This is a genomic window from Acinetobacter geminorum (genome assembly GCF_013009345.1).
Classification (GTDB): domain Bacteria; phylum Pseudomonadota; class Gammaproteobacteria; order Pseudomonadales; family Moraxellaceae; genus Acinetobacter; species Acinetobacter geminorum.
In genome coordinates, this window is the sequence record NZ_JABELE010000012.1 from 78,574 (window position 1) to 102,517 (window position 23,944).

The 23,944-nt window shown below is 37.2% G+C and carries 23 protein-coding genes; 12 read left to right on the forward strand and 11 right to left on the reverse strand.

The genetic code is table 11. From position 1 onward, the window contains the following. Window positions 1-828: 828 nt before the first annotated feature. On the reverse strand, window positions 829-2,262 hold the full coding sequence (locus tag HJG58_RS12735; RefSeq protein WP_017481699.1) for an amino acid permease: 1,434 nt from the start codon (window positions 2,260-2,262) through the stop codon (window positions 829-831). A gap of 413 nt (window positions 2,263-2,675) precedes the next feature. Further along, window positions 2,676-3,953 (reverse strand): hypothetical protein, encoded by a 1,278-nt coding sequence (locus tag HJG58_RS12740; RefSeq protein ID WP_170249149.1) that lies wholly within the window; start codon window positions 3,951-3,953, stop codon window positions 2,676-2,678. Window positions 3,954-4,080: 127 nt separating this feature from the next. On the opposite strand from HJG58_RS12740, the gene HJG58_RS12745 reads away from it, so the two are divergent. Beyond that, entirely contained in the window at window positions 4,081-4,869 is a 789-nt protein-coding gene (locus tag HJG58_RS12745; protein ID WP_170249150.1) for a class I SAM-dependent methyltransferase, read from the forward strand. A 26-nt stretch (window positions 4,870-4,895) separates the two neighbouring features. Next, on the forward strand, window positions 4,896-5,426 hold the full coding sequence (locus HJG58_RS12750; protein WP_005078420.1) for a hypothetical protein: 531 nt from the start codon (window positions 4,896-4,898) through the stop codon (window positions 5,424-5,426). Between the two features lie 52 nt (window positions 5,427-5,478). Here the strand turns inward: HJG58_RS12750 and HJG58_RS12755 are convergent, their stop codons facing one another. Both HJG58_RS12755 and HJG58_RS12760 read right to left on the reverse strand, forming a co-directional pair. Then, window positions 5,479-6,042, reverse strand: a complete 564-nt coding sequence (locus tag HJG58_RS12755) for a hypothetical protein (protein WP_046811865.1) — start codon at window positions 6,040-6,042, stop codon at window positions 5,479-5,481. Between the two features lie 139 nt (window positions 6,043-6,181). Next, window positions 6,182-6,649: a Holliday junction resolvase-like protein gene (locus HJG58_RS12760; RefSeq protein ID WP_170249152.1), complete on the reverse strand. Its 468-nt coding sequence runs from the start codon at window positions 6,647-6,649 to the stop codon at window positions 6,182-6,184. A 158-nt stretch (window positions 6,650-6,807) separates the two neighbouring features. On the opposite strand from HJG58_RS12760, the gene HJG58_RS12765 reads away from it, so the two are divergent. The 4 genes from HJG58_RS12765 to yccS all read left to right on the forward strand — a co-directional run bounded on the left by HJG58_RS12765 (window position 6,808) and on the right by yccS (window position 11,744). Then, window positions 6,808-7,452, forward strand: coding sequence for a ParA family protein (locus HJG58_RS12765; protein ID WP_005804567.1), 645 nt, complete (start codon window positions 6,808-6,810; stop codon window positions 7,450-7,452). 124 nt (window positions 7,453-7,576) lie between these two features. Then, window positions 7,577-8,695 carry an AI-2E family transporter gene (locus tag HJG58_RS12770; protein ID WP_170249154.1) on the forward strand — a complete coding sequence of 373 codons (1,119 nt, stop codon included), beginning with the start codon at window positions 7,577-7,579 and terminating at the stop codon, window positions 8,693-8,695. 125 nt (window positions 8,696-8,820) lie between these two features. After that, entirely contained in the window at window positions 8,821-9,390 is a 570-nt protein-coding gene (gene sodC, locus HJG58_RS12775; RefSeq protein ID WP_081309087.1) for a superoxide dismutase family protein, read from the forward strand. Between the two features lie 203 nt (window positions 9,391-9,593). Continuing rightward, on the forward strand, window positions 9,594-11,744 hold the full coding sequence (gene yccS, locus HJG58_RS12780; protein WP_170249156.1) for a YccS family putative transporter: 2,151 nt from the start codon (window positions 9,594-9,596) through the stop codon (window positions 11,742-11,744). Between the two features lie 40 nt (window positions 11,745-11,784). On the opposite strand, the gene craA is transcribed toward yccS, so the two are convergent. After that, window positions 11,785-13,014 (reverse strand): chloramphenicol efflux MFS transporter CraA, encoded by a 1,230-nt coding sequence (craA, locus tag HJG58_RS12785; protein ID WP_170249158.1) that lies wholly within the window; start codon window positions 13,012-13,014, stop codon window positions 11,785-11,787. Between the two features lie 368 nt (window positions 13,015-13,382). Beyond that, entirely contained in the window at window positions 13,383-13,751 is a 369-nt protein-coding gene (locus tag HJG58_RS12790; RefSeq protein ID WP_170249160.1) for a hypothetical protein, read from the reverse strand. 237 nt (window positions 13,752-13,988) lie between these two features. On the opposite strand from HJG58_RS12790, the gene HJG58_RS12795 reads away from it, so the two are divergent. Both HJG58_RS12795 and HJG58_RS12800 read left to right on the forward strand, forming a co-directional pair. Further along, a complete protein-coding gene (locus tag HJG58_RS12795) occupies window positions 13,989-14,576 on the forward strand; it encodes an NAD(P)H-dependent oxidoreductase (protein WP_014207799.1) in 588 nt (195 codons plus the stop codon). A gap of 13 nt (window positions 14,577-14,589) precedes the next feature. Next, on the forward strand, window positions 14,590-14,904 hold the full coding sequence (locus HJG58_RS12800; RefSeq protein ID WP_170249162.1) for a putative quinol monooxygenase: 315 nt from the start codon (window positions 14,590-14,592) through the stop codon (window positions 14,902-14,904). 45 nt (window positions 14,905-14,949) lie between these two features. Here HJG58_RS12800 and HJG58_RS12805 read toward each other — a convergent pair whose 3' ends face one another. Further along, the gene (locus HJG58_RS12805; protein ID WP_170249163.1) at window positions 14,950-15,318 is read right to left on the reverse strand and encodes a hypothetical protein; all 369 of its coding nucleotides are present in this window, start codon (window positions 15,316-15,318) and stop codon (window positions 14,950-14,952) included. Window positions 15,319-15,412: 94 nt separating this feature from the next. Continuing rightward, window positions 15,413-16,822 carry an FAD-binding oxidoreductase gene (locus HJG58_RS12810; RefSeq protein WP_002116692.1) on the reverse strand — a complete coding sequence of 470 codons (1,410 nt, stop codon included), beginning with the start codon at window positions 16,820-16,822 and terminating at the stop codon, window positions 15,413-15,415. 378 nt (window positions 16,823-17,200) lie between these two features. Between HJG58_RS12810 and serA the strand changes: the two genes are divergently transcribed. From serA to HJG58_RS12825, 3 genes are all read left to right on the forward strand, one after another. Next, a complete protein-coding gene (gene serA, locus HJG58_RS12815; protein WP_002116919.1) occupies window positions 17,201-18,433 on the forward strand; it encodes a phosphoglycerate dehydrogenase in 1,233 nt (410 codons plus the stop codon). A gap of 98 nt (window positions 18,434-18,531) precedes the next feature. Beyond that, complete coding sequence (locus HJG58_RS12820) at window positions 18,532-19,416, forward strand: EamA family transporter (protein WP_078219776.1); 885 nt, start codon at window positions 18,532-18,534, stop codon at window positions 19,414-19,416. 90 nt (window positions 19,417-19,506) lie between these two features. Next, on the forward strand, window positions 19,507-20,370 hold the full coding sequence (locus HJG58_RS12825) for an EamA family transporter (RefSeq protein ID WP_014207805.1): 864 nt from the start codon (window positions 19,507-19,509) through the stop codon (window positions 20,368-20,370). A 7-nt stretch (window positions 20,371-20,377) separates the two neighbouring features. Here the strand turns inward: HJG58_RS12825 and HJG58_RS12830 are convergent, their stop codons facing one another. The 3 genes from HJG58_RS12830 to truB all read right to left on the reverse strand — a co-directional run bounded on the left by HJG58_RS12830 (window position 20,378) and on the right by truB (window position 22,734). After that, window positions 20,378-20,821 carry a hemerythrin domain-containing protein gene (locus tag HJG58_RS12830; RefSeq protein ID WP_170249165.1) on the reverse strand — a complete coding sequence of 148 codons (444 nt, stop codon included), beginning with the start codon at window positions 20,819-20,821 and terminating at the stop codon, window positions 20,378-20,380. Window positions 20,822-21,032: 211 nt separating this feature from the next. After that, window positions 21,033-21,809, reverse strand: a complete 777-nt coding sequence (locus tag HJG58_RS12835; RefSeq protein ID WP_000525218.1) for a sulfite exporter TauE/SafE family protein — start codon at window positions 21,807-21,809, stop codon at window positions 21,033-21,035. Window positions 21,810-21,828: 19 nt separating this feature from the next. Then, window positions 21,829-22,734, reverse strand: a complete 906-nt coding sequence (truB, locus tag HJG58_RS12840; protein WP_002116937.1) for a tRNA pseudouridine(55) synthase TruB — start codon at window positions 22,732-22,734, stop codon at window positions 21,829-21,831. A 153-nt stretch (window positions 22,735-22,887) separates the two neighbouring features. On the opposite strand from truB, the gene HJG58_RS12845 reads away from it, so the two are divergent. Further along, the gene (locus HJG58_RS12845; RefSeq protein ID WP_170249167.1) at window positions 22,888-23,922 is read left to right on the forward strand and encodes a lipase secretion chaperone; all 1,035 of its coding nucleotides are present in this window, start codon (window positions 22,888-22,890) and stop codon (window positions 23,920-23,922) included. Window positions 23,923-23,944: the final 22 nt, after the last annotated feature.

Below are 23,944 nucleotides of genomic sequence, written 5' to 3' on the forward strand. Positions count from 1 at the left end.
TTTAACTTACTGTTTATAAAGCTATCTTTATAAAAGCAAAGTTTAACCACAACCCACTTAATCCAGTCGGCTGAAATATAAATACAAAAGAAATGGCATAACCGTTTGGGAGTTAAAAAGAACGATGATTTATAAAAAAATCATATGTCCATAAAAATTATTTTGACTAATCGATAGATCCCTCCATTAGTCTTTTTAAAAATAAAAATTGTTCAATAATGCTACAGATTAATTATCTCTACACATACCGCTTAAAATTAAGCCGGAACATAGCTATAAAATCTTCCAATAAATATAGCATAGAGCACACCCATTTAGAACATTTTAAAATAAATAAGCAGAGAAAAAATAATCAAATCGCAGTAATCCTTATAATAAAAAAACAACAAATATTAAAAAAACCTTAACTTTAATAAAAAAAATTTATAGGAAACATAAAATCATAATTTAAAAAAATATAAAAAATTAAAATTATAAATAACAATAACTTAAAAATTAATCATCTTCGTAAAATTGTCAAAAAACTATACCCTCTCTACATTAAATCTATAATAAGTCCATTTCTAATTCATATTTCATAAAATCCCAAAAACCTCTTTATCAAATAACCAGGCTAAACATAGACTTAATCAAATATTAATAATAAATAAATATTAATAAGAATCCGATAAATGGTAATTTCACAAAACAATATTTGTTTTCATGATCAAAAATAAAACTTCATTTTTAAAAAAAATATATAAATTCCTTCTTTTTTAACTTCCAGTAAGACACAAAAAAGGCCCCTTACGGGACCTTTAAAAAGACATTCTTTAGACTCTAGAAAGCTCAGCTCTGCACCAGATCTTTCTTTCGATAAAAAATGAAGTAGCTTGCATAGCATAGAAGTATAAAAACAATACAACAGATAAAACCAACTTGCATGGATGGGTCAAAGACCATACTGATGCAGGTAACGAGACAGAACAACCCACCCACAATTGGGGTAAGAGGGAAAAGAGGTGCCGCGAAACGCAAATCTTTTGCTGTTTTTCCTGACTTATACCACTGTCTACGGAAGTTAAACTGCGAAATACAAATGGCAATCCAAACCACAACCATCGTAAAAGCTGCAACCCCCAATAGATTCTTAAAAATTGTTTCTGGTGCGAATTGTTCTGAAAGCAATCCAGGAATTGCACCAAACATAGTTACAGTAATAGCAACAATCGGTGTTCCAGAAGGAGTTAATTTAGAAAATATTTTTGGTAACTGATTTTTCGCCGAAAGCGACCACATCATACGTGAAGCAGCAAACAAACCAGAATTTGCAGCAGAAAGTAAAGCCGTAATAATTACAAAGCGGATAATATCTTCTGCATATGGAATACCAATATAGTTAAATACCGTCACAAAAGGACTATTACTTACTTCATTTGCACTAAGGCCTGCAAGTTGAAACGGCAGCAATGAACTAATCACCACAATTGTACCAACAAAGAAAATTAGTAACCGCCAAATAGCCGCATTGATTGCTTTAGGAACTGTCTGTGCTGGATTCTCAGCTTCCCCCGCCGCTACCCCAATTAATTCTGTGCCCGAAAAAGCAAAGTTAACAATAAGCATAGTGGCAAAAATTGGGAAGAGACCGTTTGGGAACCAACCGTGGGCAGTCAGGTTACTAAATAATGGCGCTGTTTCATGTCCGTGGTAAGGAATAAAACCGAAAATTGCCAGTAGACCCAAACCAATAAAACAGATGATTGTAATAACTTTGACGAGTGCCAACCAGAATTCAGATTCGGCAAATAATCGAGTTGAACTGATATTAAGAAAAAAAACTAAGGCACCAAAAAAAAGAGTCCAAGCCCATACCGAGGTAGATGGAAACCACTCCTGCACCAATAAAGCCGCTGCAGTAAACTCAGTCCCCAAAGTTGCAGTCCAAGTTAACCAATAGAGCCAAGTAATCATATAGCCCGTACCAGGACCAATATAACGGCGGGCGTATTCACCAAAAGAACCTGATTCCGGCACATGAACCGCAAGCTCACCAAGGCATAACATCACGGTATAGGCAATTAAACCGCCCAAAAAATAAGAAATAATTGCGCCAATTGGGCCTGCTTGGGAAATTACATCACCAGACCCTAAAAAAAGACCTGTACCTATGGCACCGCCAAGGGAGATCATCACCAAATGTCGAGTACTCATTGCTCGTTTCAAAGGTGCAGAACTTCCATGTTGCGATGCATCATTATTCCGATAATTTAATGATTGCATATAAAAAACTGTAACGACAATTTAGTAAAAAATCATTTTAGGAGAAAAAAATAAATATGCAATTATCTTTGAATAGTGAACTTATTTTAACCAAGCTCTTTATGTAAAAATAAAATATATAGAAAAAACATTTAGTTATATTTTTTTATAGCTATATCTGTATTTTAATTAATCTTATATTATTTCTATAATTTATGTAGTAGAAAAACCCATTTATCTTTAAATATAGTATTTATATATATTACTGGTTATGCCTACTTTAAATACAGCAGATCACTATATAACAAACCTACTATTTATTTAAATAATGAGTTTTAAAAAAATATACAAATAAGTTTATAAAAAAATATTTTTTAAGCAAAAAATAAAGCCCAAACCTAAAGGTCTGAGCTTTATTTAAACACTATAAAGGTTTAATAGCTGATGGTGCTCAACTGTTCGGTAGATTGAATTGAACCTTCCGTAAACTCACACAGCCCTTGTTCATCACAAGATAAATTTAATTGCTTATAGCTAATCGCTAAAGAATCCGAATATTTTTTGATTACAAACGGACTCATATCCGATGTTAAGGGCTCTTCACGCTTGAAAAATTTAATAATCTTACGATCATTCATCGCTAACAAATAAATTTCATTATTTAATTCAATGTGCACTACACCAGTTTGCTCAGCCACAATTGGAACCAAATAAGATTTATTCGCCAGTAGAGTATCTACTGTATAACTTTCAAACTTTGAATTGATGAGGTTAAATACCAAAATTAAACCAAAGCTAGTCTGCAAGCCTTCTCTATAATTTGCATCTTCTTGAATTCGCTGCACTTTAATACCGAGCTTTTGAAAGTCCAACTCAGTTGCTTGATTTGTTTTTATCAGACTACGTGTAATAGCCTGTTTAAGGGGATTATCAAAATAACGTTCATCTAACTGAAAATCATTTTGATGCAATATTTTTAACAGCATTTCATCATGATGAGTAAGAACATGGGCAAGTACATTACGGAAGTAAAACTTACTTTGTTTTTTGACCTTACGAACCTGCTGATAAAAATAGATTTCATCGAAATCATGTTCAATAAAATCATGTAATAAACTTGAACTAGCCAATACTGACAATGCTTCATGACCAGTAAATGGCAAATGAATCGTATGTAAGCTTGGTAACAGCTCTTTTATTTTTAAGTAATGTTCGCGATCAATTGAAAAGTAAGGGTCATAAACAATAATGTATTCACGCGCTGTATTGACATCTTGTGGCTGAATCTGCATGTCCTTGTTTGCTACCGAATCAAAAAACTCAGCATAGCGTCGGTCTTCAACATGTTCAGGGTCAATTGAATATTGCGGTACAAATGCAATCACGCGGTTCATATTCAATAAATTAGAATACTTGATTGCCGCATAGCCGCCCATTGAACCGCCATAACCCACAATATTTTTAAAGCCTTCTAGAATAGGCGAAATTGCTTGTGCCAGCTCAATCATGCTTGCTTGAGGAAACCATGATTTTTGTTTTGGCATTACCCCAATAACATTATATTGGTATTTAATTAGAGACTTTTCAGCATTGATAGATAAGCCACTCGCTCGGGTAATCAAATCGCCAAAAGAGAGAACTAATGTATTAGAATCGCCTGGTAAAAAAATGGCTCTAATGTGTTCGTCTTCAAAAATAATTTGCTTATCCATGCTCACACCGAAAGAAAATTTACTCCCACATACAACGTCAAAAATGAAACAAAATAGGTGTTTTGCCAATTTATGATTGCGGAGTATCTTATTTTATAGATGCCAGTCAGATTAAAAAGCGCAAAATATGACACAATCCTTACATCCTGCCGCTCAAAAAGGCTTCAGTTCAGCTGCTGAACTATATCAGCAAGTTAGACCCAATTATCCCGCAGAAATAGTAAGTTGGCTGCAAAATTGCCTACAAATACAGGAAAAATCTACTGTTATTGATCTTGGATCTGGTACTGGCAAATTCTTACCCTACTTAAAACAAACACATGCTGATGTTATTGCAGTTGAGCCAATTGGCGAGATGTTACAGCAGCTTCAACAAGTTTATCCTGATATCAAAACATTACAGGCTTTTAGCCATTCAATTCCTGTAGAAGATCATAAAATTGATGCCATTATTTGTGCGCAATCTTTTCACTGGTTTGACAACCTCGATACCCTAACAGAAATGCATAGAGTATTAAAACCAGAAGGACATTTAGGGCTAGTTTGGAATCAACGAGACGAACGTACAGATTGGGTCAAGGCTTTAGCTGACTTCCTACTCCCACTTGAAGGTGACACACCTCGTTATCATAGTGAAAAGTGGAAACGCGTATTTGAACAACAAGATTTATTCGTATTTGATAGCCTACAAACATTCACACAGTCACAACACGGTTCTGTCGAACAAGTCGTAAGTAAACGTTTACTCTCTACGAGCTTTATTGCTGCAATGACTGAAAAAGATCAATTACAACTCAAAGCACTGTTTGAAAAAATTGTTTATGATTTTACTGGATTAGGTCCTCAAGATCAGATTGATTTTCCATATGTTACGTACGCATATCACTTTCAAAAAAGTACGTTACCCGTTAAATAATTAGTGAATAGGTTTGGTTGAAAGTTATGAAGAAAACACCTCAAATCATATTAATGTCTTTGCTTTGCTCTAGCCTATTTCTGACTGCTTGTAAAAAAGCGGATGAGCCTGCTAAGACGGAGCAACCTTCTGCCACCTCATCTACCGATCAGGTTTTAGAAAAACTAAATGAAAGACCTGTTAAGACCTTCCCTGCCACTGCTGATGATGCACACGATATTGCGCTGTTAGAGGATTATGATCGTCGCTTTACAGAAATGAGTGACGAGATGGAAAGTGAATTAGCAAAAATGCATGAAGCTGGAACCCTCACTACAGAGTTTGAGCAACAGCGTACTCTCGATAATGTGCGCTCTTCTCTGACCATGTTAAAAGATTTAGATTTAAAAACTGAGCAAGGTCGTTACATTCAGGGTCTACTTTATCAATATTGGGAAAACCAAGAAAAACACTTGAGTGATAAGCAAGCCAATAAAGATGAACAGATCAATGATCTTGCCGACTATTTACAAGCGCAAAATCAATTAAAATATTGGAAAGCATCGCAACAGAAATAGCAATGTATTGGTTATAAAAAAGCCTTCAAACTTATGAAGGCTTTTTTATAAATTATATATTTTGCTTTTCAACCCAATGAATTGCCTGAACGCGGAATAACTCACATGCACCATCACCCGTATCAGTCGGCGTAAGTGAGGATTTCCAAACTAAATTTTTGTCCTTAATCTCGACAAGGTCACCTTTTAGATAAACTAAATCACCACGTTTAACCTGTTTAATCTGCTGAGCAATTTCAGGATTTGCAGGAATGATGTGCATGTTAGATACCATTTGCATCGCTTGCTCTGCTGGAACAGGTAATTTAGGAATTTTCCAGTTTAAATAACGGTCATATTGTTTCACTGAAATATGACGTGCGATTTCAGGCTTTGCAAACAATCCCCAACTTACGGCATAGTCAATAGGAGAAAACTTAGCTTGTTCATCATTTTGATAAACTTTTGAACCCAAGATTCTGAAATTTCCTTGAAAAGGTTGTAATACAGAAATAGATTGATCTTTTTCTATCGGGCTCAAACCATTGGCAATATTATATTCACTTGAGGTCGATGCAAATGTTGAACTCATGCCAATCACGGCGAGTAAGCCCATCATCAAACTTTGTTTTTTCATCGTGTTACACCTCAAATATTGCTAGATCAAAGTGATTAGATCTTCAATTTATAATAGCTTTAAGCGATGAAAAAAATATCGAAATTTAGTAACAATACAGATCAATTTCGTCTATTTTTGTGCTGAATTAAACAGCTTGTTAATCTTCGAAATCTATTCTCAACGTTTCGAAACGAACCTTACCTTGTTGAACAGCTTGGGCAATTGCTTGTTGACCTTTCGTAAGTCTAGCTCCACCACTTTTTACATCAAGCAAAATAATATTGATGTCTTCTGCCGTACCATCGCCATCGCGAAAATCGGTATATCCATCAAAAATAATATAGTCCACCGGATCGCCCATGAATTTTGCATCGATTGGTAAATACTGAAATTCAGGTAAAACCGGAGCAAATTGTTCTGCCATTTTTCCTTTCAACACCGCACGACTTGTATTTACACTTCTCTTTTGTGCTTGAGTAAGCGCTTGTTGATGCTCTAGTTCAAGTTCAGCAATATATTGCTCATATTCAGCCTTAATTCGTCCATTACGTGTATTTGATAAAATAATAGTAGTGATGATAATACCAATGCCAGCACCAATAAGCATGGCAAGCCATACAGACATAAATTTTCCTTAAAAAGCGCGAATTAAGATTACAGCTCTAATCATATCTAAAATAACGAAACAGCTTAAACTTTTGTCAAATGCAGTCATCTACTTCTCACAAAAAGATGCTAAGGTATAAAACATAAACAAATGTGCTGCTGAAAATAATTGGATTTATGAAAACGATACTTATTGCAAATCAAAAGGGCGGATGCGGAAAGACCATGACGGCCATTACGTTGGCAACAGCATTGGCACAAAAAGGATATAAAGTAGCATTAGCAGATTCGGACAATCAAAAATCGGCTTTACAATGGTTAAAACAGCGCCCTGATACTGTTGCAACGATTCAAAGCCTAGACTGGCGTCATGAAAAATCAATTGGTGATGCACCCAAAAATCTGGACTATTTAATTATTGATGCGCCTGGTGCTCTGTCAGGTGAGCATGCTGAACAGCTTATTAGTGAAGCGCATGCCATTATTACTCCACTTCAACCTTCATTTTTTGATATAGACAGTACTCGTCGTTTTTTAAAGCATTTACAAGACATTAAACGCATTCGTAAAGGTAAAGTTCAGATTTTACTTCTTGCAAATCGTGTAAAACCAAACAGTGCAAGCTCAAAAGATATCCAACAGTTCTTTGAAAAAATTGAACAGGAACCTGTTGCATGGATTGCTGAACGCACTGCGTATGGCAGCTTAGCAATGCAGGGCTTAAGCATTTTTGATAAACCGCAAAAGAACTTTATTAGTATCCAAAATCAATGGCAACCTGTTCTAAACAAGTTAATTGAAGATAAAGCTGAATGGTTTTAAAGGAATTTTAGCCTCTAAAACTGCATGTATAAGGTTCTTTACATTACGGCCTTAAAATTTGCCTCAGGTTATTTTTCAGTTAATATGACTTTATTCTATGTAGAAAATTAGAGAAATATTGTTCGTGCATCCATACGCTCCTAATTTACAGCGCGTTTTATTGTTTGGGCTGTTTTTTATTTTGATTTTTTTAGGATTTAATATCCTGAAATACTTTATTGTTCCTGTACTTTGGGCTGCTATCATTGCATATATGACTTGGCCTATTTATTTAAGAATTCAGCGCTTTTTTGGAGAAACCCGTAATACTTTAAATGCAACTCTAATGATTAGTCTGGTCATTTTGGTTGTTGGTGTACCGTTTACATGCGCTATTTTCATTTTGCAGCATGAAGGACGCAACTTATATTTTGACTTACAACGTCAGGTTTTTTCGGGCCATTTAAGCGTTCCAGATTTTATACGCGAGCTTCCTTTTGTAGGAAAAGAAATTTCTCGTACACTTAATGAATTAAACAACGATCCTAATAGCACCATTCAAAATATCGCAGCTTGGGTACAAAGTCATTTAAGTTATGGCCGTGTACTGCTCGGTGAGATTAGCAAAAATATTGTCAAACTTGGCTTTGCAGTATTCAGCCTATTTTTCTTCTATCGTGATGGTCAAATGATTTTGTCTCAAGTAAGTAAAGCTTTAGAAATGGTCATTGGCCCTCGTATTCATCACTATCTTGATACGATTTCCGAGACAACTCGTGCAGTAGTCTATGGTGTAGGTTTAACTGCAATTGCTCAAGCTGTTTTGGCTGGATTAAGTTACTTCGTAGCAGATGTACCAAACCCTATGGTACTCACTATTGCTACGTTCTTATTAGCTTTAATTCCATTTGGTACTCCAATTTCCTATTTAGGTGTCGGTCTATGGTTGTTCTCTCAGGGACAAACCATGGAGGCAATTGGTGTTGTGGTTTGGGGTGTGCTGATTGTCAGTAGCTCAGATAATGTGATTAGACCACTCGTCATTTCTGGTGCCACCAAAATTCCATTCTTATTAATTATGTTTGGCGTATTAGGCGGTATTGCGAGTTTTGGCTTGGTCGGTTTATTTATTGGCCCTGTAATTTTGGCTATTTTACTGGCAATTTGGCGTGAATGGTTGCATGAGACGATTGAACCTGAACCTATGCCAAAAACAACCATGATTTATGATTCTGAGAGTGAATCGTCCAATGACAAAGAGTGACATAGTAATTTAATTTAAAAATGTTTCTAGATACAAATTAACTATTTAAATTAACTTGTAGGTCAGACCTCTGTTTGTTTGAATCAAACAATCATATATATTTATAAGGACATCCAATCATGCAGATGTTTAATAAAATTAGCGCAGTTTGTGCGCTTACAGCCCTTTTTACGGTTGGCTGTAGTTCGGTAACTAAAACTGTATCTGACACAGCTCAAGCATTAACCTCAATGCATACAAAAAAAGTGGTCGACGTAAATGAAGTGACAGCTAACGGTATTGGCAAAAAAATAGGTACGATCAGCTTTCAAGATAGCGACAAAGGTTTAATTATTACCCCTGCTCTTGCTGATTTACCAAGTGGTACTCGTGGTTTCCATATTCATGAAAACGCTTCTTGTGCACCTGCTGTAAAAGATGGAAAACCTGGCGCTGCTTTAGCTGCGGGTAGCCACTATAACCCGAACCAAGCCCCTCATCATGGTACTCCAACCACTGGCCATTTAGGCGATCTACCTGTTTTAGTTGTCGATAATACAGGTGTTGCAACAACTGCCGTAATCGCACCTCGATTGAAACTTGCTGATATTCAAGGTCGAGCTATTATGATCCATGCGGGTGGCGACAACTATTCAGACTCACCTCAACCTCTTGGTGGTGGCGGAGCACGAATTGCATGTGGTGTGATTAAATAATTTATGTATTTTTCAAATTGTGGGTATCTCAAAAGATATCCACAATTTTGTTAATTTATTGATCGTTACAACTTGGTTTAAATCTAATAAAATCTTAAAAAATGACTGACTTTTGTAGATAAAAAGAATAATATTTTTGAAGTAATAAAAATTTAAAGTTACATACTGCTTTCTCACGTATTCTCTAATTTAGAACAAAAGCCGTGAATTATCTGACCCAAATATTTAATAGCTTTAAGACAAACTCTATTTTAATCTATTGCCTGCAAATTCTGATTGTACTCACTGGCACAACTTTAGGTTTGCTTTGGCTGGGCTATAATCAACTTATTGTTCCTGTAACCTTGGGCGCAATTGCAGCAGCATTAACAGACTTTGATGATCGCTTAAGTATTCGATTACGCAATTTGGTTTATGTCTGCCTGCTCTTTTTTACAGTCAGTAGTATTCTTGGCTTTTTAGCACCTTACAAAATTTTCTTTATTTTATATCTCTCTATCTCAAGCGCTTTTTTCATATTACTAGGCGCCTTAGGGCAACGTTATGCCACGATTTCTTTTGGCACGATTCTGCTCTCTATTTATAGTATGTTTGGTTTAGGCGAATACGCACATTGGTATCAACAACCTACTTATTTTGTTTATGGTGCTCTCTGGTACGGTTTAACTTCTATTTTATTTTTTATTATTAAACCGACACTTCCCTTACAAGATAAGCTCTCACAAATTTTTAAAGAAATTTCTGTTTTACTAAAAGCAAAAGCTCGTTTGTTTGATCCAGACAATAAAGAGAATGTTGAACAGCTTTTATATGAATTATCGCTACAAAATACGCAAGTTGCCCAAAGCCTCAATCAAATACGCAGTTCACTACTTACTCGACTCAAAGCTTCCAGAGTCAGTAATAAAAGTATCTATTGGCTAAACCTATATTTTTTCGCACGAGATATTCACGAGCAAGCCACTTCAAATTATTTACATTACGAACATATTCAACAGAATTTTAGCCGTAGCGATCTTATTTTCCGTTTCCAAAAAAATCTGCGCCTACAAGCGCAAGCGTGCCAAGACTTAGCTCAATGTATTTTATATAACCAGCCATATCAGCCTTCGCAAGAAAGTCAGAAAGTACTAGGACATTTGGAAAGTTCTTTAAAAGATTGGATACAACAACATCCTCAAAATTTTGAAGTTAAAAATTTAAAACTTATTTTTGATAATTTAAAAGGAATGCATGAACAGTTTGAACAACTGCAATATGCCCAACCTGTTCCTGAAAATAACACTCAAACAAGACAAGAACACTTAAATTTACTTGATGATGATATTCAAGGATTTTCAGATCTTATCTTAAAACTTCGGCAACAACTTACGCCACAATCAGCGCTGTTTAGGCATGCCATACGAATTGCTGTGGTTTTCGCCGCAGGTTATGCAATTTCACTGTTACCCTTTGCGCAGCATGGTTACTGGATTTTACTCACCAGTTTGTTTGTCTGTCAGATTACTTATTTTGCGACTAAAAGCCGTCTTAAATTAAGAACGATTGGTACCTTACTCGGTGTTTTATTAGGAATACCTATTTTATATTTTGTACCGAGTATTGAAGGCCAGCTCATCATTACAATTATTTCTGGAGTCTGCTTTTTTTACTTACGTCAAAAAAAATATGCTTTGGCTACACTCATGGCCACCCTTATGGTGCTATTAATTTTCAACTTAAAAGGCGCTGGCTACAGTATTATTTTGCCTCGACTGATAGATACCTTATTAGGCTGCTTTATTGCATGGCTCGCCGTAAACTTTATTTGGCCCGACTGGAACTTTCGAAACATCCCCAATAATATTAATAAAAGCAGCAAAGCGACCTTAGATTATTTCAATGTGATTGTTGAGCAATATCAATATGGCAAAAATCAGGATATAGAGTACCGCCGAATTCGTCGTGCTGCGCATAACGCTCAAATTGAGCTATCCAACATGATCTCGAGCCTAAGCGCTGAACCCAACCCGAATCCTCAACTCATCCATTATGCTTTTCGTTATCTGGTTTATAGCCACAGCCAACTAAGTTACGTGGCAGCGTTAGGAAGCCAACGACAGAAAATTGATGATCAACAAGTATTACAACTCTTACTGGATTGTCAGCAAATTCTTAAACAGAGCTTGTTTGATCCGGCTTATATTGATTTCAATTTCCTTGAGCAGACTTTAGCGCAAATTCAAAGCCCAACTACTCATGAGCACTTTTCAGAAAATTACACACTCGTGTTAAAACAAATCAGTTTATTGCTAGAAACCTTGCCAGAACTATTAACACTTAAAGACAAACTTTTAGAACAAGAGATTAAGTAGAATAAAAAAATACCGGAATATCACTTCCGGTATTTTTTATTTAATTGTTGCCTTGTTGCAGTCTTTCTTGCATTTCCTGCTTCAAAGCACTTCGCGGTTGGCTAAACCAAAGAGCAATAAAGGTAAATGCAGACAATGCAAAAGCCCATAAATGAAATTGTGTATAGAGATAACGTATAAGCTCAATCATTGCAAAGAAGCTCATCATTAGTAACATTGAAACTGCTGCTGCAACTGTTCCTTTTGATACCTCAGATGACATGAGTGCAAAGCGATATAAGACTGAAAAGCTAATTCCCTCACCAAAACAGATGAGCGTCATGCCTGTAAGCAAACAAGGTATGAGATAGGTTTGCCACACCACACCTAATATTAAAATAAGTGTACCAGTGAGCATAATCGGTAAACCCATCATGACAGTTTTACCTAAGGACAAACGGTCAATAATTTTGATTAAGACAATGTTGCCTACAATCAAACCCAAAAATACGGGAAATTGAGCTAAGCCATATTGCACACTAGTGAGCTTTAACTCATCTACTAAAATGATTGGAGACAAAGCAATCCATAGCATTAAAGGCATACCCACTAAAGGTAATGCGAGGCTTAAACCTAAAAACCGGCGGTTGGTAAACACCTTTTTAAAATCATCAAAAAGATAACTAAAAGGTTGCTTGGTTACACTGACTTGCTGGCTCGGCATCTGTTTTTTCAACCCGATCCAACTGAGTAATGCCAATACAGCGATGGCGACAAAGCCCCAGTGCCAAGACACATAATCAATTAAGAAAGCGCCAAGTACAGGTCCTAGCAAGGGTGCAAGTAATGAGATATTTGCCATGAGTGCCATGACTTTAATTGCATCACGTTCAGCAAAGCTTTCTTGAATAGCCGCATATCCAACTGCTGAAATTACGGTTAAGCCAATTCCCTGCAAAAATCTTAATGCTAGAAATTGCTCGATTTGCGTCGTGAGTAAAATTAAAAAACAGCATAGAGCAAAGAATAAAACTCCAGCTAATAGTACTTTTTTACGTCCGAGACGATCCGACAAAGGACCGAGTAACCATGCAACAGATGCGCCACCTAACAAATAAAATGACATCGAAGATGGTGCCCAAGTTGCACTTACACCAAAGTCCTCAGTAATTGCCAACATGGCGGGCTGAATCAGGTCATTACCAATATAAACCGCAAATTCAAATAGCACTAAGGCCAACGGAAACATCAACGTTGTACGGTTCAACGTTGTCGTTTGAATATTTTTCATGAGTTGTACACTTTAAAATAGCGGCCATATGTCTGTACGACTATCTATAAAATAAGATGTAGTCATGACGATGACATGTAGGGTCAATCAATCTTTAGTTAAGTTGTTATATGCCGTGAGAGTGCATGTTTAGAATGTGAAACACCGTATTCACAAGGTGTCTAAAACGAGAAAAAATATATGGCGTGAGATTCGGTAATTTTTACCAATTGGCACAATTGCCGAGCGCAACAATAGCACTTTTTAAATTGATCAGCAATCATGCAATTTCAAGAAGCTTAAATTTTAGTTTTTTACACAAAAAGGCCTGCAAATTATGGTTGTGCACAAACTCAAAGTTATCCACATATTCGATAAAAAATTAAGCATTATGGACAGGGGTTAACTTGAAAGTCTGTGATTTCCTCTCCTTTTGTACATTGATAGCTTTGTTTTTTATTCACAATTTTCCAGATTTGCTGATCTCGTTTTAATAAATATTCAGTACGTGTTTTCGACACCGCATCTGGACTAGGCTCTGTTTGCAAAATAGTAACTTGCGCATTGGAAGGATCATCCGAAGCATTCATTTGCTGTGAAATATCTAAATTGCTTGCATTATTTAAAAGATCAGGTTGATCGAGTAATACAGCCTGTATAGGACTATCGGCGAGTTGAGCAGAAGAATTTTGAGGTGGAGCACAAGCTGTTAATATGCTTAAGCTGAAAATAATCAACAAACCTTTCTTTTTCATCACTCTTCCCCTCTATTTACTCAAAATTAATGCTAAAGATAATAGGCCACTTTTTCCTTTTGAGCTTTGTAAATAGACATAAATTTATTAATATTAATGAGATAGATTAATTTTCAATAAAAAGTCCACAATAATTATTGATTTTTTATCAACAATATTTTTCCTATTCATGCATTTTTCTACAACAGTAAATCTCATAGAGTATGCGTCAAATACAGGAATTTAATGAGAGCAACCTCCATGAGTAAGATTTTAGTGATTAATGGTGCTAAACAATTTGCCCACTCAAACGGTGAATTAAATGACACATTAACCACCCTTGCAACGACACATCTCACGGAACTCGGCCACGAAGTTCAAGTCACCCGTGCAGACAGCAATTATGATGCTGAAAGTGAAGTTGAAAAATACTTATGGGCAGATGTTGTGATTTATCAAATGCCAGGCTGGTGGATGGGCGCACCTTGGACAGTCAAAAAGTACATTGATGATGTCTTTACCACTGGTCATGGTTCACTTTATGCAAGTGATGGGCGTAGCCGCTCTGATGCCTCAAAAAAATATGGTTCAGGTGGTTTAATTCATGACAAAAAATATATGCTGTCATTGACTTGGAATGCTCCAATGGAAGCATTTGAAGATGCAGATCAATTCTTCCACGGCGTAGGTGTAGATGGCGTTTATTTACCATTTCATAAAGCCAATCAGTTCTTAGGCATGAGCACCCTTCCGACATTTATTGTAAATGACGTGATTAAAATGCCTGACGTTGATAGTTATGTTGAAGAATATAAAGCACACTTAAATACTGTATTTGCAGCAGCCTAATAAGGAGAAATCCATGCTAACCATTATTGCGGAAATTCGTACTAAATCGGGTGGACAGCATCGCCAGAACGTATTGGATGCCTTTCAAAAAATCATTCCAACTGTTTTAGCAGAAGATGGTTGTCATGGTTATGAACCTTTAGTTGACCACATCTCAAATGCAAGCTTCCAAAACAAAGACCCAGACATTATTGTGATGTTGGAAAAATGGGAAAGTGTTGCCCATCTTGAAACGCATTTAGCAACGCCTCATATGCAAGCGCATCATGAAGCAGTCAAAGATGATGTCGTTGACGTCAAAATTAAAATTTTAGAAAGCGGCGTATAATTTAGACTATAAAAAAAGACGATATATTTATCGTCTTTTTTATTTTTAAAAGCAAAGCTGGGTTTGAAAACCTCTAGAGCCTTTCCCTCTCGCGCATTGATAGCTCTTTTGCTTATTTTGCAATTGCCACTTTTCATCAACCAATTTAAATGAATATTCTGTTCGGATTGCAGAAACAGAATCATCCATTAAACCTGTTTGGATAACGGTAATACGGGAAACTGTTGGAGATTCTACTCGGTTAAATACTTGCTGAACTGAGGTATTATTGTGCTCTTTTACGATCTCAGGCTGGGCTTTAAGTACTTGTTGCATCGGAGTTTCCGAACCCACAAAAGGAATTAATTTACTGGTCGTCGCACACCCAGTGAAAAGCCCAGCACAAAGCGCTGAAATTAAAAATAAACGTTGCATTTTTATCACCAAAAACAAAAGCCATAGCTTTATGATGCTATGGCTTTGTCGGTTACTCTGTAGAAACTATGTAGTCCTACAAAATAGATCTAATTTAAAGATCAAACAATTTACCTGGGTTCATCAAACCATTCGGGTCAAATACTTTCTTCAAAGCTTTCATATATTCAATTTCTTCAGGCGAACGTGAATATTCCAAATATGGCTTTTTCGTCATGCCTACACCATGTTCAGCAGAGATTGAACCGTCGTATTTTTTAACAGTATCAAACACATATTTATTAACCACCTGACACTTCGCAAAGAACTCATCTTTGGTTAAGTTTTCAGGTTTTAAAATATTTAAGTGCAAGTTACCGTCACCAATATGGCCGAACCAGCAAATTTCAAAATCTGGATAGTTTTCTTGAACAATCGCGTCAATTTCACGAATAAATGCAGGTACGTGAGTAATTAATACTGAGATATCATTTTTATATGGAATAAACGGCGCGATTGATTCAGAAATATCTTCGCGTAAACGCCATAAGCTTTCTACTTGGTCAAGGCTCTGGCTCATTACACCATCAAGTACCCAACCCTGCTCCATACAATGCTCGAAAATTTCCATTGCTTTATCGAGAATCGGCTCATATGGTGCTTCAAACTCAAGTAATACATAGAACGGACATTGAGTTTCAAATGGGCGTTGTACATGTCCATGATCTAAAACTTTTTGCATTGCAAGTTCACCAAAGAACTCAAATGCAGTTAAGTCGATGTCTTTTTGGAAAGCATGTAATACAGGCATTACCGCATCAAAATCAGGAACACCTAAAACTAAAACTTGTAAGTTTTGTGGTTGACGCTCAAGTTTAATTTCAGCTTCGGTCACTAAACCTAATGTACCCTCACCACCAATAAACAAATGCTGTAATGCATAACCAGTTGCATTTTTAACCATGCCTTTGTTTAAACGTAGAATGTCACCTTTACCAGTCACTACAGTTAAACCAAGTACCCAGTTACGTGTCATACCATATTTAATGACTTTAATACCGCCGGCATTTGTTCCGATATTACCGCCAATCTGACTAGAACCCGCTGACGCAAAGTCCACTGGATAATACATGCCTTGTTCTTCTGCATAATTCTGCAATTGCTCAGTCACAACACCAGCTTGCACTCGAACCATACGGTCTGCTGGGAAGAACTCAAGAATTTGGTTCATTTTGTCCATGCTAATGACAATTTCACCATTGGTTGCTACCGCACCAGCAGAGAGACCAGTACGACCACCTGACGGTGTAATCGCAACATTAAACTGGTTCGCAAGCTTAACAACCGCCTGAACTTGTTCAGTCGTTGAAGGAAAAACGATGACCGATGGGTTCGGATTAAAATGCTTGGTATGATCTTTACCCCAGTTTTCGAGACTATCAGCATCAGTTTTAATACGGTTTTCACCGACAATTGCTGTTAATTGGGTGAGTAACTCAGGTGTTAAAGCGACTGGAGCATTCATCGTTTGCAGACCTAGCAAGAAGTAAACTGTGGTGGGACTATGACCTCATAATTCTCAAGGTTCTCACCTGAGCAAAGCCATAATGTTCAAGGAACTTCTATATTCTACATGTATCCGCGCAAGCGATAAAGTTCAGAATAGAGATACTGTCACTACAAAACATGTTTAACGTAAATAAATGCTTTCTATGGAGCTTTCAGAGAAAAATCACATTTATCCCCCTACCAAGCATATTTTAAAATGCTCGACAAGCCATAAACAGAAGTAATTAGACATAGATAAAATTGCCATAAGGCGATGGTATAAACGAAATATCTATAGCGCTGCCCAGTATGTTATTATACCGCCACCAAATTTGGCCTTTGTAGCGGAGCCGTAATGAGCCAACATCTTTCACTACCTAAAGATAAAATCCGTTTCCTTTTGTTAGAAGGCGTTCACCAAAACGCAGTCGATACTTTAAACGCTGCGGGTTACACCAATATTGACTATCGTAAAACTGCTCTTGAAGGCGAAGCGCTTAAAGAAGCAATTAAAGATGCTCACTTTATTGGTATTCGTTCGCGTACCCAATTGACTGAAGAAGTTTTCGAAGCTGCAAATAAATTGATCGCTGTAGGCTGTTTCTGTATCGGAACAAACCAAGTTGATCTTAAAGCAGCAATGGCACGTGGTATTCCTGTATTCAACGCACCGTATTCAAATACGCGTTCGGTTGCAGAGCTTGTACTTGCTGAAACAATTCTTCTTCTTCGCCGTGTTCCAGAAAAATCGGCGGCTTGTCATCGTGGTGGTTGGGACAAGTCTGCTGTCGGTTCTTTTGAAACTCGTGGCAAAACTTTAGGTATTGTGGGTTACGGTTCCATCGGTTCTCAACTTTCAGTTCTTGCTGAAAGCATGGGCATGCATGTTATTTATTATGATGCAGTAACCAAATTACCAATGGGTAATGCTCGCCAAGTTGGTTCTCTAGATGAACTTTTAGCAACTGCAGATGTTGTAACGTTGCATGTGCCAGATGTTCCGTCTACACGTAACTTCTTCACTAAAGAACAATTTGCGAAAATGAAAGAAGGCGCGATCTTCTTAAATGCTGCACGTGGTACATGTGTAGTGATTGAAGATTTAGCTGATGCAATCAAGTCTGGTCATATTGCTGGTGCAGCGGTTGACGTATTCCCGAAAGAACCAAAAGCAAATGGTGAAGAATTCCAGTCTCCACTTCGCGGCTTAGACAACGTGATTTTAACTCCTCACGTTGGTGGTTCAACCATGGAAGCGCAAGCAAACATTGGTTTAGAAGTTGCAGAGAAATTTGTTGCTTACTCTGACAAAGGTATGACACTTTCTGCGGTGAACTTCCCGGAAATCGCATTACCATTGACAGCTGGTCAACACCGTTTACTACACATCCACAAAAACGTGCCAGGTGTATTGTCTAAAATCAACAACTTGTTTGCTGAACAAGGCATCAACATTTCTGGTCAGTCACTTATGACTAAAGGTGACATCGGTTACCTCGTCATGGATGTTGACGCTTCTGCTTCTCAAGAAGCTTTAGATATGTTGCATGAAGTTGAAGGTACAATTCGCGTGCGCGTATTGTTCTAATACAGACTGTAAATTCAAAAGCCACAGCATTGTCTGTGGCTTTTTTATGGGCATTTACATTATCATGTGAAAAGTATACCAATCGATCAAATAATAAAATGTCCACTTTAAACCAGAAATCTCAGCTACATGCTTTGGGTTTTCTTATTCTTGCTATGTTAAGCGTTCAAAGTAGCGCATCTTTAGCTAAAATTTTATTTCAGAACTTCCCTGTACTGACTGTTTCTGCAATGCGCCTATGTTTAGGTGCAATTATTCTGGCGATTATTTTTCAAATTTGGCGAATTAATTTTAGTCAGGTCCGCTGGAAAGCAATTTTAGCTTATGGATTTGCGCTTGCAGGCATGAACGCCTTATTTTATCTATCGATCGAACGCTTACCAATTGGAATTGCGGTTGCTTTTGAATTTATTGGCCCTTTAAGTGTAGCGTTATACCACGCACGTCAAAAATATGATTTTGTTTGGGTGAGCTTCGCAATTATTGGGCTGATTTTACTTTTCCCTTTCAATCAGGCTCATAGCTTAGATTGGATCGGCGTTTTATTTGCAATTAGTGCAGGGTCTTGTTGGGCGCTTTATATTATTGCTGGGCAAAAACCTTCTGGTATTTCAGGTAATCATACGGTGTGCTTGGGAATGAGTGTAGGTGCATGCATCTTATTACCCATTACCTTTTTTTCAGGCTCGATTGGTCAAGTGATTGAACTTCCCTATCTTTTTTATTTTATTGGTTTGGCCATTTTAGCCAGTGCTCTTCCATTCTCTTTAGAAATGTTAGCACTGCGCAATTTGACACCTTTAAGCTTTGGAACATTGATGAGCCTAGAGCCCGCAGTTGCAGCACTATCTGGGTTTATCTTCTTGGGTGAATATCTTTTATGGAATCAATGGCTAGCACTTGCAACCATTATCACTGCTTCCGTTGGTTGTACCGTAACCACCCAAAAAGCTCGCCAAGAACGTGAAAAAGCAGCAAGTTAATTTAATGAAATCTGCCAGCTAAAACATAGTATTCGTTATAATTGTCCACCATTATTTTTAGACATCAGATGAAGCGCTAGAGTATTTTCCATGCAAAATCTTCCAATTATTGCTGTGCTGTATATGATTTTGTCGATGGTCTCATATCAAATCAGCGCTTCATTTGCCAAACAGCTCATTGCAACATTAGACCCTCTCACCGTTACAATTTTAAGGCTGAGCTTTGCAACGGTTATTGTCGCAATTATGTTCCGATCTTGGAAAATCTGGTCACGCTTACCCTATTTAAAATGGCGTGATTTATTGATGTACTGCGCTTCTTTAGGCTTAATGAATATCCTATTTTATACCTCACTTGGAAAACTACCCCAAGGTATTGCTGTTGGATTAGAGTTTATTGGTCCATTGGGTCTTGCGCTTCTTTCTATTAAACAAAAGAGCGACTACATTTGGGTAGCACTGGCCATGTTAGGCATTGCACTCATGGTACCTTGGCAAAACCCTATTCAACACCATTTCTCGTATGTAGGTGCAGCATGTGCGCTAGGTGCTGGTCTTTGCTGGGCTTTCTATATCTATTTCGGTCATAAAGTTGTGACCCAAAATATCGGGATGCATGCATTAACGATTGGGATCGGTGTATCTGCACTTGCCTTATTGCCAATTGGAATCTGGCACAATGCTCCTGCATTACTTGAAACACAGTACTGGGGCAAAGCCTTACTTATTGCGGTGTTAGCGACTGCAATTCCATATGCACTCGATTTAATGGCTCTCAAACAACTCAATAAATTAACTTACGGGACTCTAACGAGTTTAGCACCAGCATTGGCAGCATTAACGGGTTTCTTATTGCTTCACGAAGAAATCAGCATGCTGCAATGGGTGGCTTTGGCTTGCGTAATGCTGGCCTCTATTGGTGTTACTTTAAGAAGTACTAAAAAGGCTGCATAGGTTTACTCTACTGCTGTTTTTTATACTTTTTATATTCCTTTAAATATTTATTACCCAGCGTTTCTTTTTCGCTGTCTTTAAGAATTTTTCCGGCTTGCTGGAAAAATTTATGTTCTTCCTCTTTTAAATGATGATGGACTTTTTCACTCAACTGTTTAGCGGTTGCTAACCAGCTCGGGCTACTCATATCGGTTTTTTCAAGTTGTTCGACCAACTCATCCATTTCATGATGTTCAGATAAAGCATGTCTCGTAATATCTAAACCGACATCATCAAACATTAAAGGAATATAGAGGTAACGGTCTTCGGCAACTGAATGGGCATAAAGTTCATTTTTTAATGCTTCAAATAATTCTTTTCTTTCTTCGGTTAAACCGTGTGTCTGAATGAGTTGTTCAGAAAGGTTACGTTGATTTTCATGGCTTTCTCTTAATGCTTCGAAAATATTCATTCTCTTCCTCATTTTTTAGCTAAAAAATCTTTTTTATTTCAAGGTTTATCATACGTTGAAATTTATAATGTTTAAGTAGCTTAAAATGAGACTATTTTTTACACAGTTTTCTTTCTAGTAAATTTCTGTAATGATTTTTATATTTCTAGCCTTAAATGATACAAAAAAGTATGAACTGCATTTTAGGGACAGCTCATACTTTCAATCTTATTTAACCCGTAACAAACATTTGATAGCCCAAACGGCAAATCAGAATACTCACCAAGATTAAAAAGATAATACGCACAAAACCACTACCGTACTTAAGCGCGGTACGTACCCCAACAATAGAACCAAGTACGTTAGCCGCTGCCATCATTAAACCAATATGTAAAATAGCGTGACCAGTTGGGATGAGGAAACTCAGCGCAGCTAAGTTAGTCATAAAATTACCGATTTTTGACAAAGCTGAAGCATGCAAGAAATCAACTTGTAAAAAACGGATAAAGAAGAAAATAAAGAAACTACCTGTACCTGGCCCAAAAATACCGTCGTAAAAACCAATCGCCAAACTACCGATACCAGCTAAAATTAACATTTTCGTGGTAATTTTTTGCTCGGTATGAACTTGACCGAAGTTCTTTTTAACTAGGGTATAAATCGCAATCACAATCAACATTACGAAAACGAAAGGACGCAATACCGATTGAGGAATAAGTGATAAGCATGCCGCGCCGGCAAAAGAACTAATCAAGGCACAAATGGCAATAACTGCTAGAAGCTTCCATTGCAACTTTACTTTTTTAGCAAATGTATAAGCCGCCGATGCAGTACCAAAAATGGATGAGACTTTATTGGTACCAATCACCGTAGCAGTCGACATGTTAGGAAAAGTGCTCATGATCCCGGGAATCTGGATGAGTCCACCGCCGCCTACAGCAGCATCAATTGCTCCTGCAGTAAACGCAAAAAAGATCAAACTAAGGATAACATCCCATTCCATGCCCATGCTCTATACTCTACATCTACTACAAATTTAAGATACGCTTAGGTACCAACCGCTTTTTATCGGTAATCTCGGCTAAACCTAAACAGCGCTCACCCGAAAAAACTAAAACTTCTGCTTCTGCAGAATGCTCAATATTGCTTTCTAAACCGTTGCAAAAATATTTTTCACGCCCTTCCGGAACTTGAATTTTTAAGAAATGATCAACTGGTGCATAAACTGGAAGTAGCAAAGCTTCTCTTTGCTCTTCTGTTAAACTTTCCAGATATTCAATGGTATAACTCGGTATAAGCTCAAAATGTCCTGTTTGAGTCCGGTTTAGCATCGTTAAATGCCCACCACAACCAAGTGCTTCACCAATATCTTCACCTAATACACGGATGTATGTCCCTTTAGAACAGGTTACATCCAGAGTGATACTATTTTCAGTAAACTCAATAAGCTCTAAAGCATAAATCGTGACTGGACGCGCTTCACGCTCAATCTCAATACCTTTTCTCGCCAACTCATATAACGGCTTACCTTCTTTTTTCAAAGCCGAATACATGGGTGGAACTTGTTGAATATCGCCTCTAAACTTTTCTAAAGTTTGTTCAATAAGTTCTTGGCTAAGCACCGGAATAGGACGCTCTTGTAAAATCTCCCCTTCCACATCACCTGTTGTAGTGGTCTGTCCCAATCGAACAGTGGTTTGATAACGCTTTGTTGAGTCCAGCAAATAATGTGAGAACTTGGTCGCCTCTCCCAAACAAATCGGGAGCAAACCTGTCGCCAAGGGGTCTAACGCTCCAGTATGGCCTGCTTTTTGGGCGCGATATAACCAACGCACTTTTTGCAAAGCCGCATTTGAACTTAAGCCTAATGGTTTATTTAATAGAAATACACCACTGATATGGCGACGAGAAATTTTTTGATTTTTTGTCGTCATTTTTACTGGAACACAAAGCTAGAAAAAAGTGCCGACATGTTAGCAAATTCGGCAAGATATTTTCACAATATTTAGGTGCCTTTTCACTTATTTTATGGCACATTAATGATCGAGTAAAAAAACAACAAATTAAAACTTAAGGAAGATATCTTTATGCAAGGGATGCAGAAGAAGGTATTGTGGTGCGTGCTCGGATTTTTTATTTTGAGCCTCATTGCATGTGTATATTGGTTAAGTCCTGATTCAAAAAACACATCAACCCAAGTCAGTGAAAACACAGCTCAAAATTTAGCATCAGCTCCACCCACAAATAACTCAACGCTAAATGCAGATGCTTATTACCATAGTAAAAGTCAGCAAGATACTGAAGTTAACTGTCAGTTAAAAATTGATAGTTCCCAACATTTGGTGGTTAACAGTCAAACACGTGACTGCTTTGAATATTTTATTACCCAATATGGAGAAAATGATTTAGAGCAAATCAAAAATCACTTTGGGAAATTTATTCAGGGAAAATATTTAGAGCCAGCTCGCTCACAGATTCTGGATTTATGGACCCGCTACTTAAAATACCGTGAACAGCTTGCCCAAATCCAAACGCCTCCATCAAAACAACAAGATAAAAATTATTTTCAAAAAATCTTTAATTCAATTCAAGAGCTAAGAAAACGTTTCTTTTCGGCCGCTGAAATTGATGGACTCTTCTCAACTGAAGATATCTATCAGAACTACACGCTAGATCGTATGCAAATACTTGAAGATTCTTCTTTAAGCGAAATTGAAAAGGCTCAAAAGCTTAAAGAACGTTTTGAAGAACTTCCTGAAGACTGGCAGCAAAACCTACAAGAACTTTCTAAACTTGATGACTTACATGCACTGACCAAACAAATTAAAGCACGACATGGTTCAGCAGAAGAGCTTAGACAAATGCGTACAGCACTCGTTGGAGCTGAAGCAACTCAAAGGCTAGAAACTTTAGATACGCAACGGAATGCTTGGCAACAAAGGGTCACAAGCTACCTAAGTGGGCGAGATGAAATTATTAAAAGTAACATGAGTGATAGTGCTAAAAGCCAAGCCATACAACAATTACGCCAACAACAATTTAACTCATCACAAGAACAATTAAGATTGCGAACTTTTGAAACGGTCCATGATCAGGGAGGTGAACTGCCATTTAATTATTAAGTCTTTCCTATTAGGGACTGGC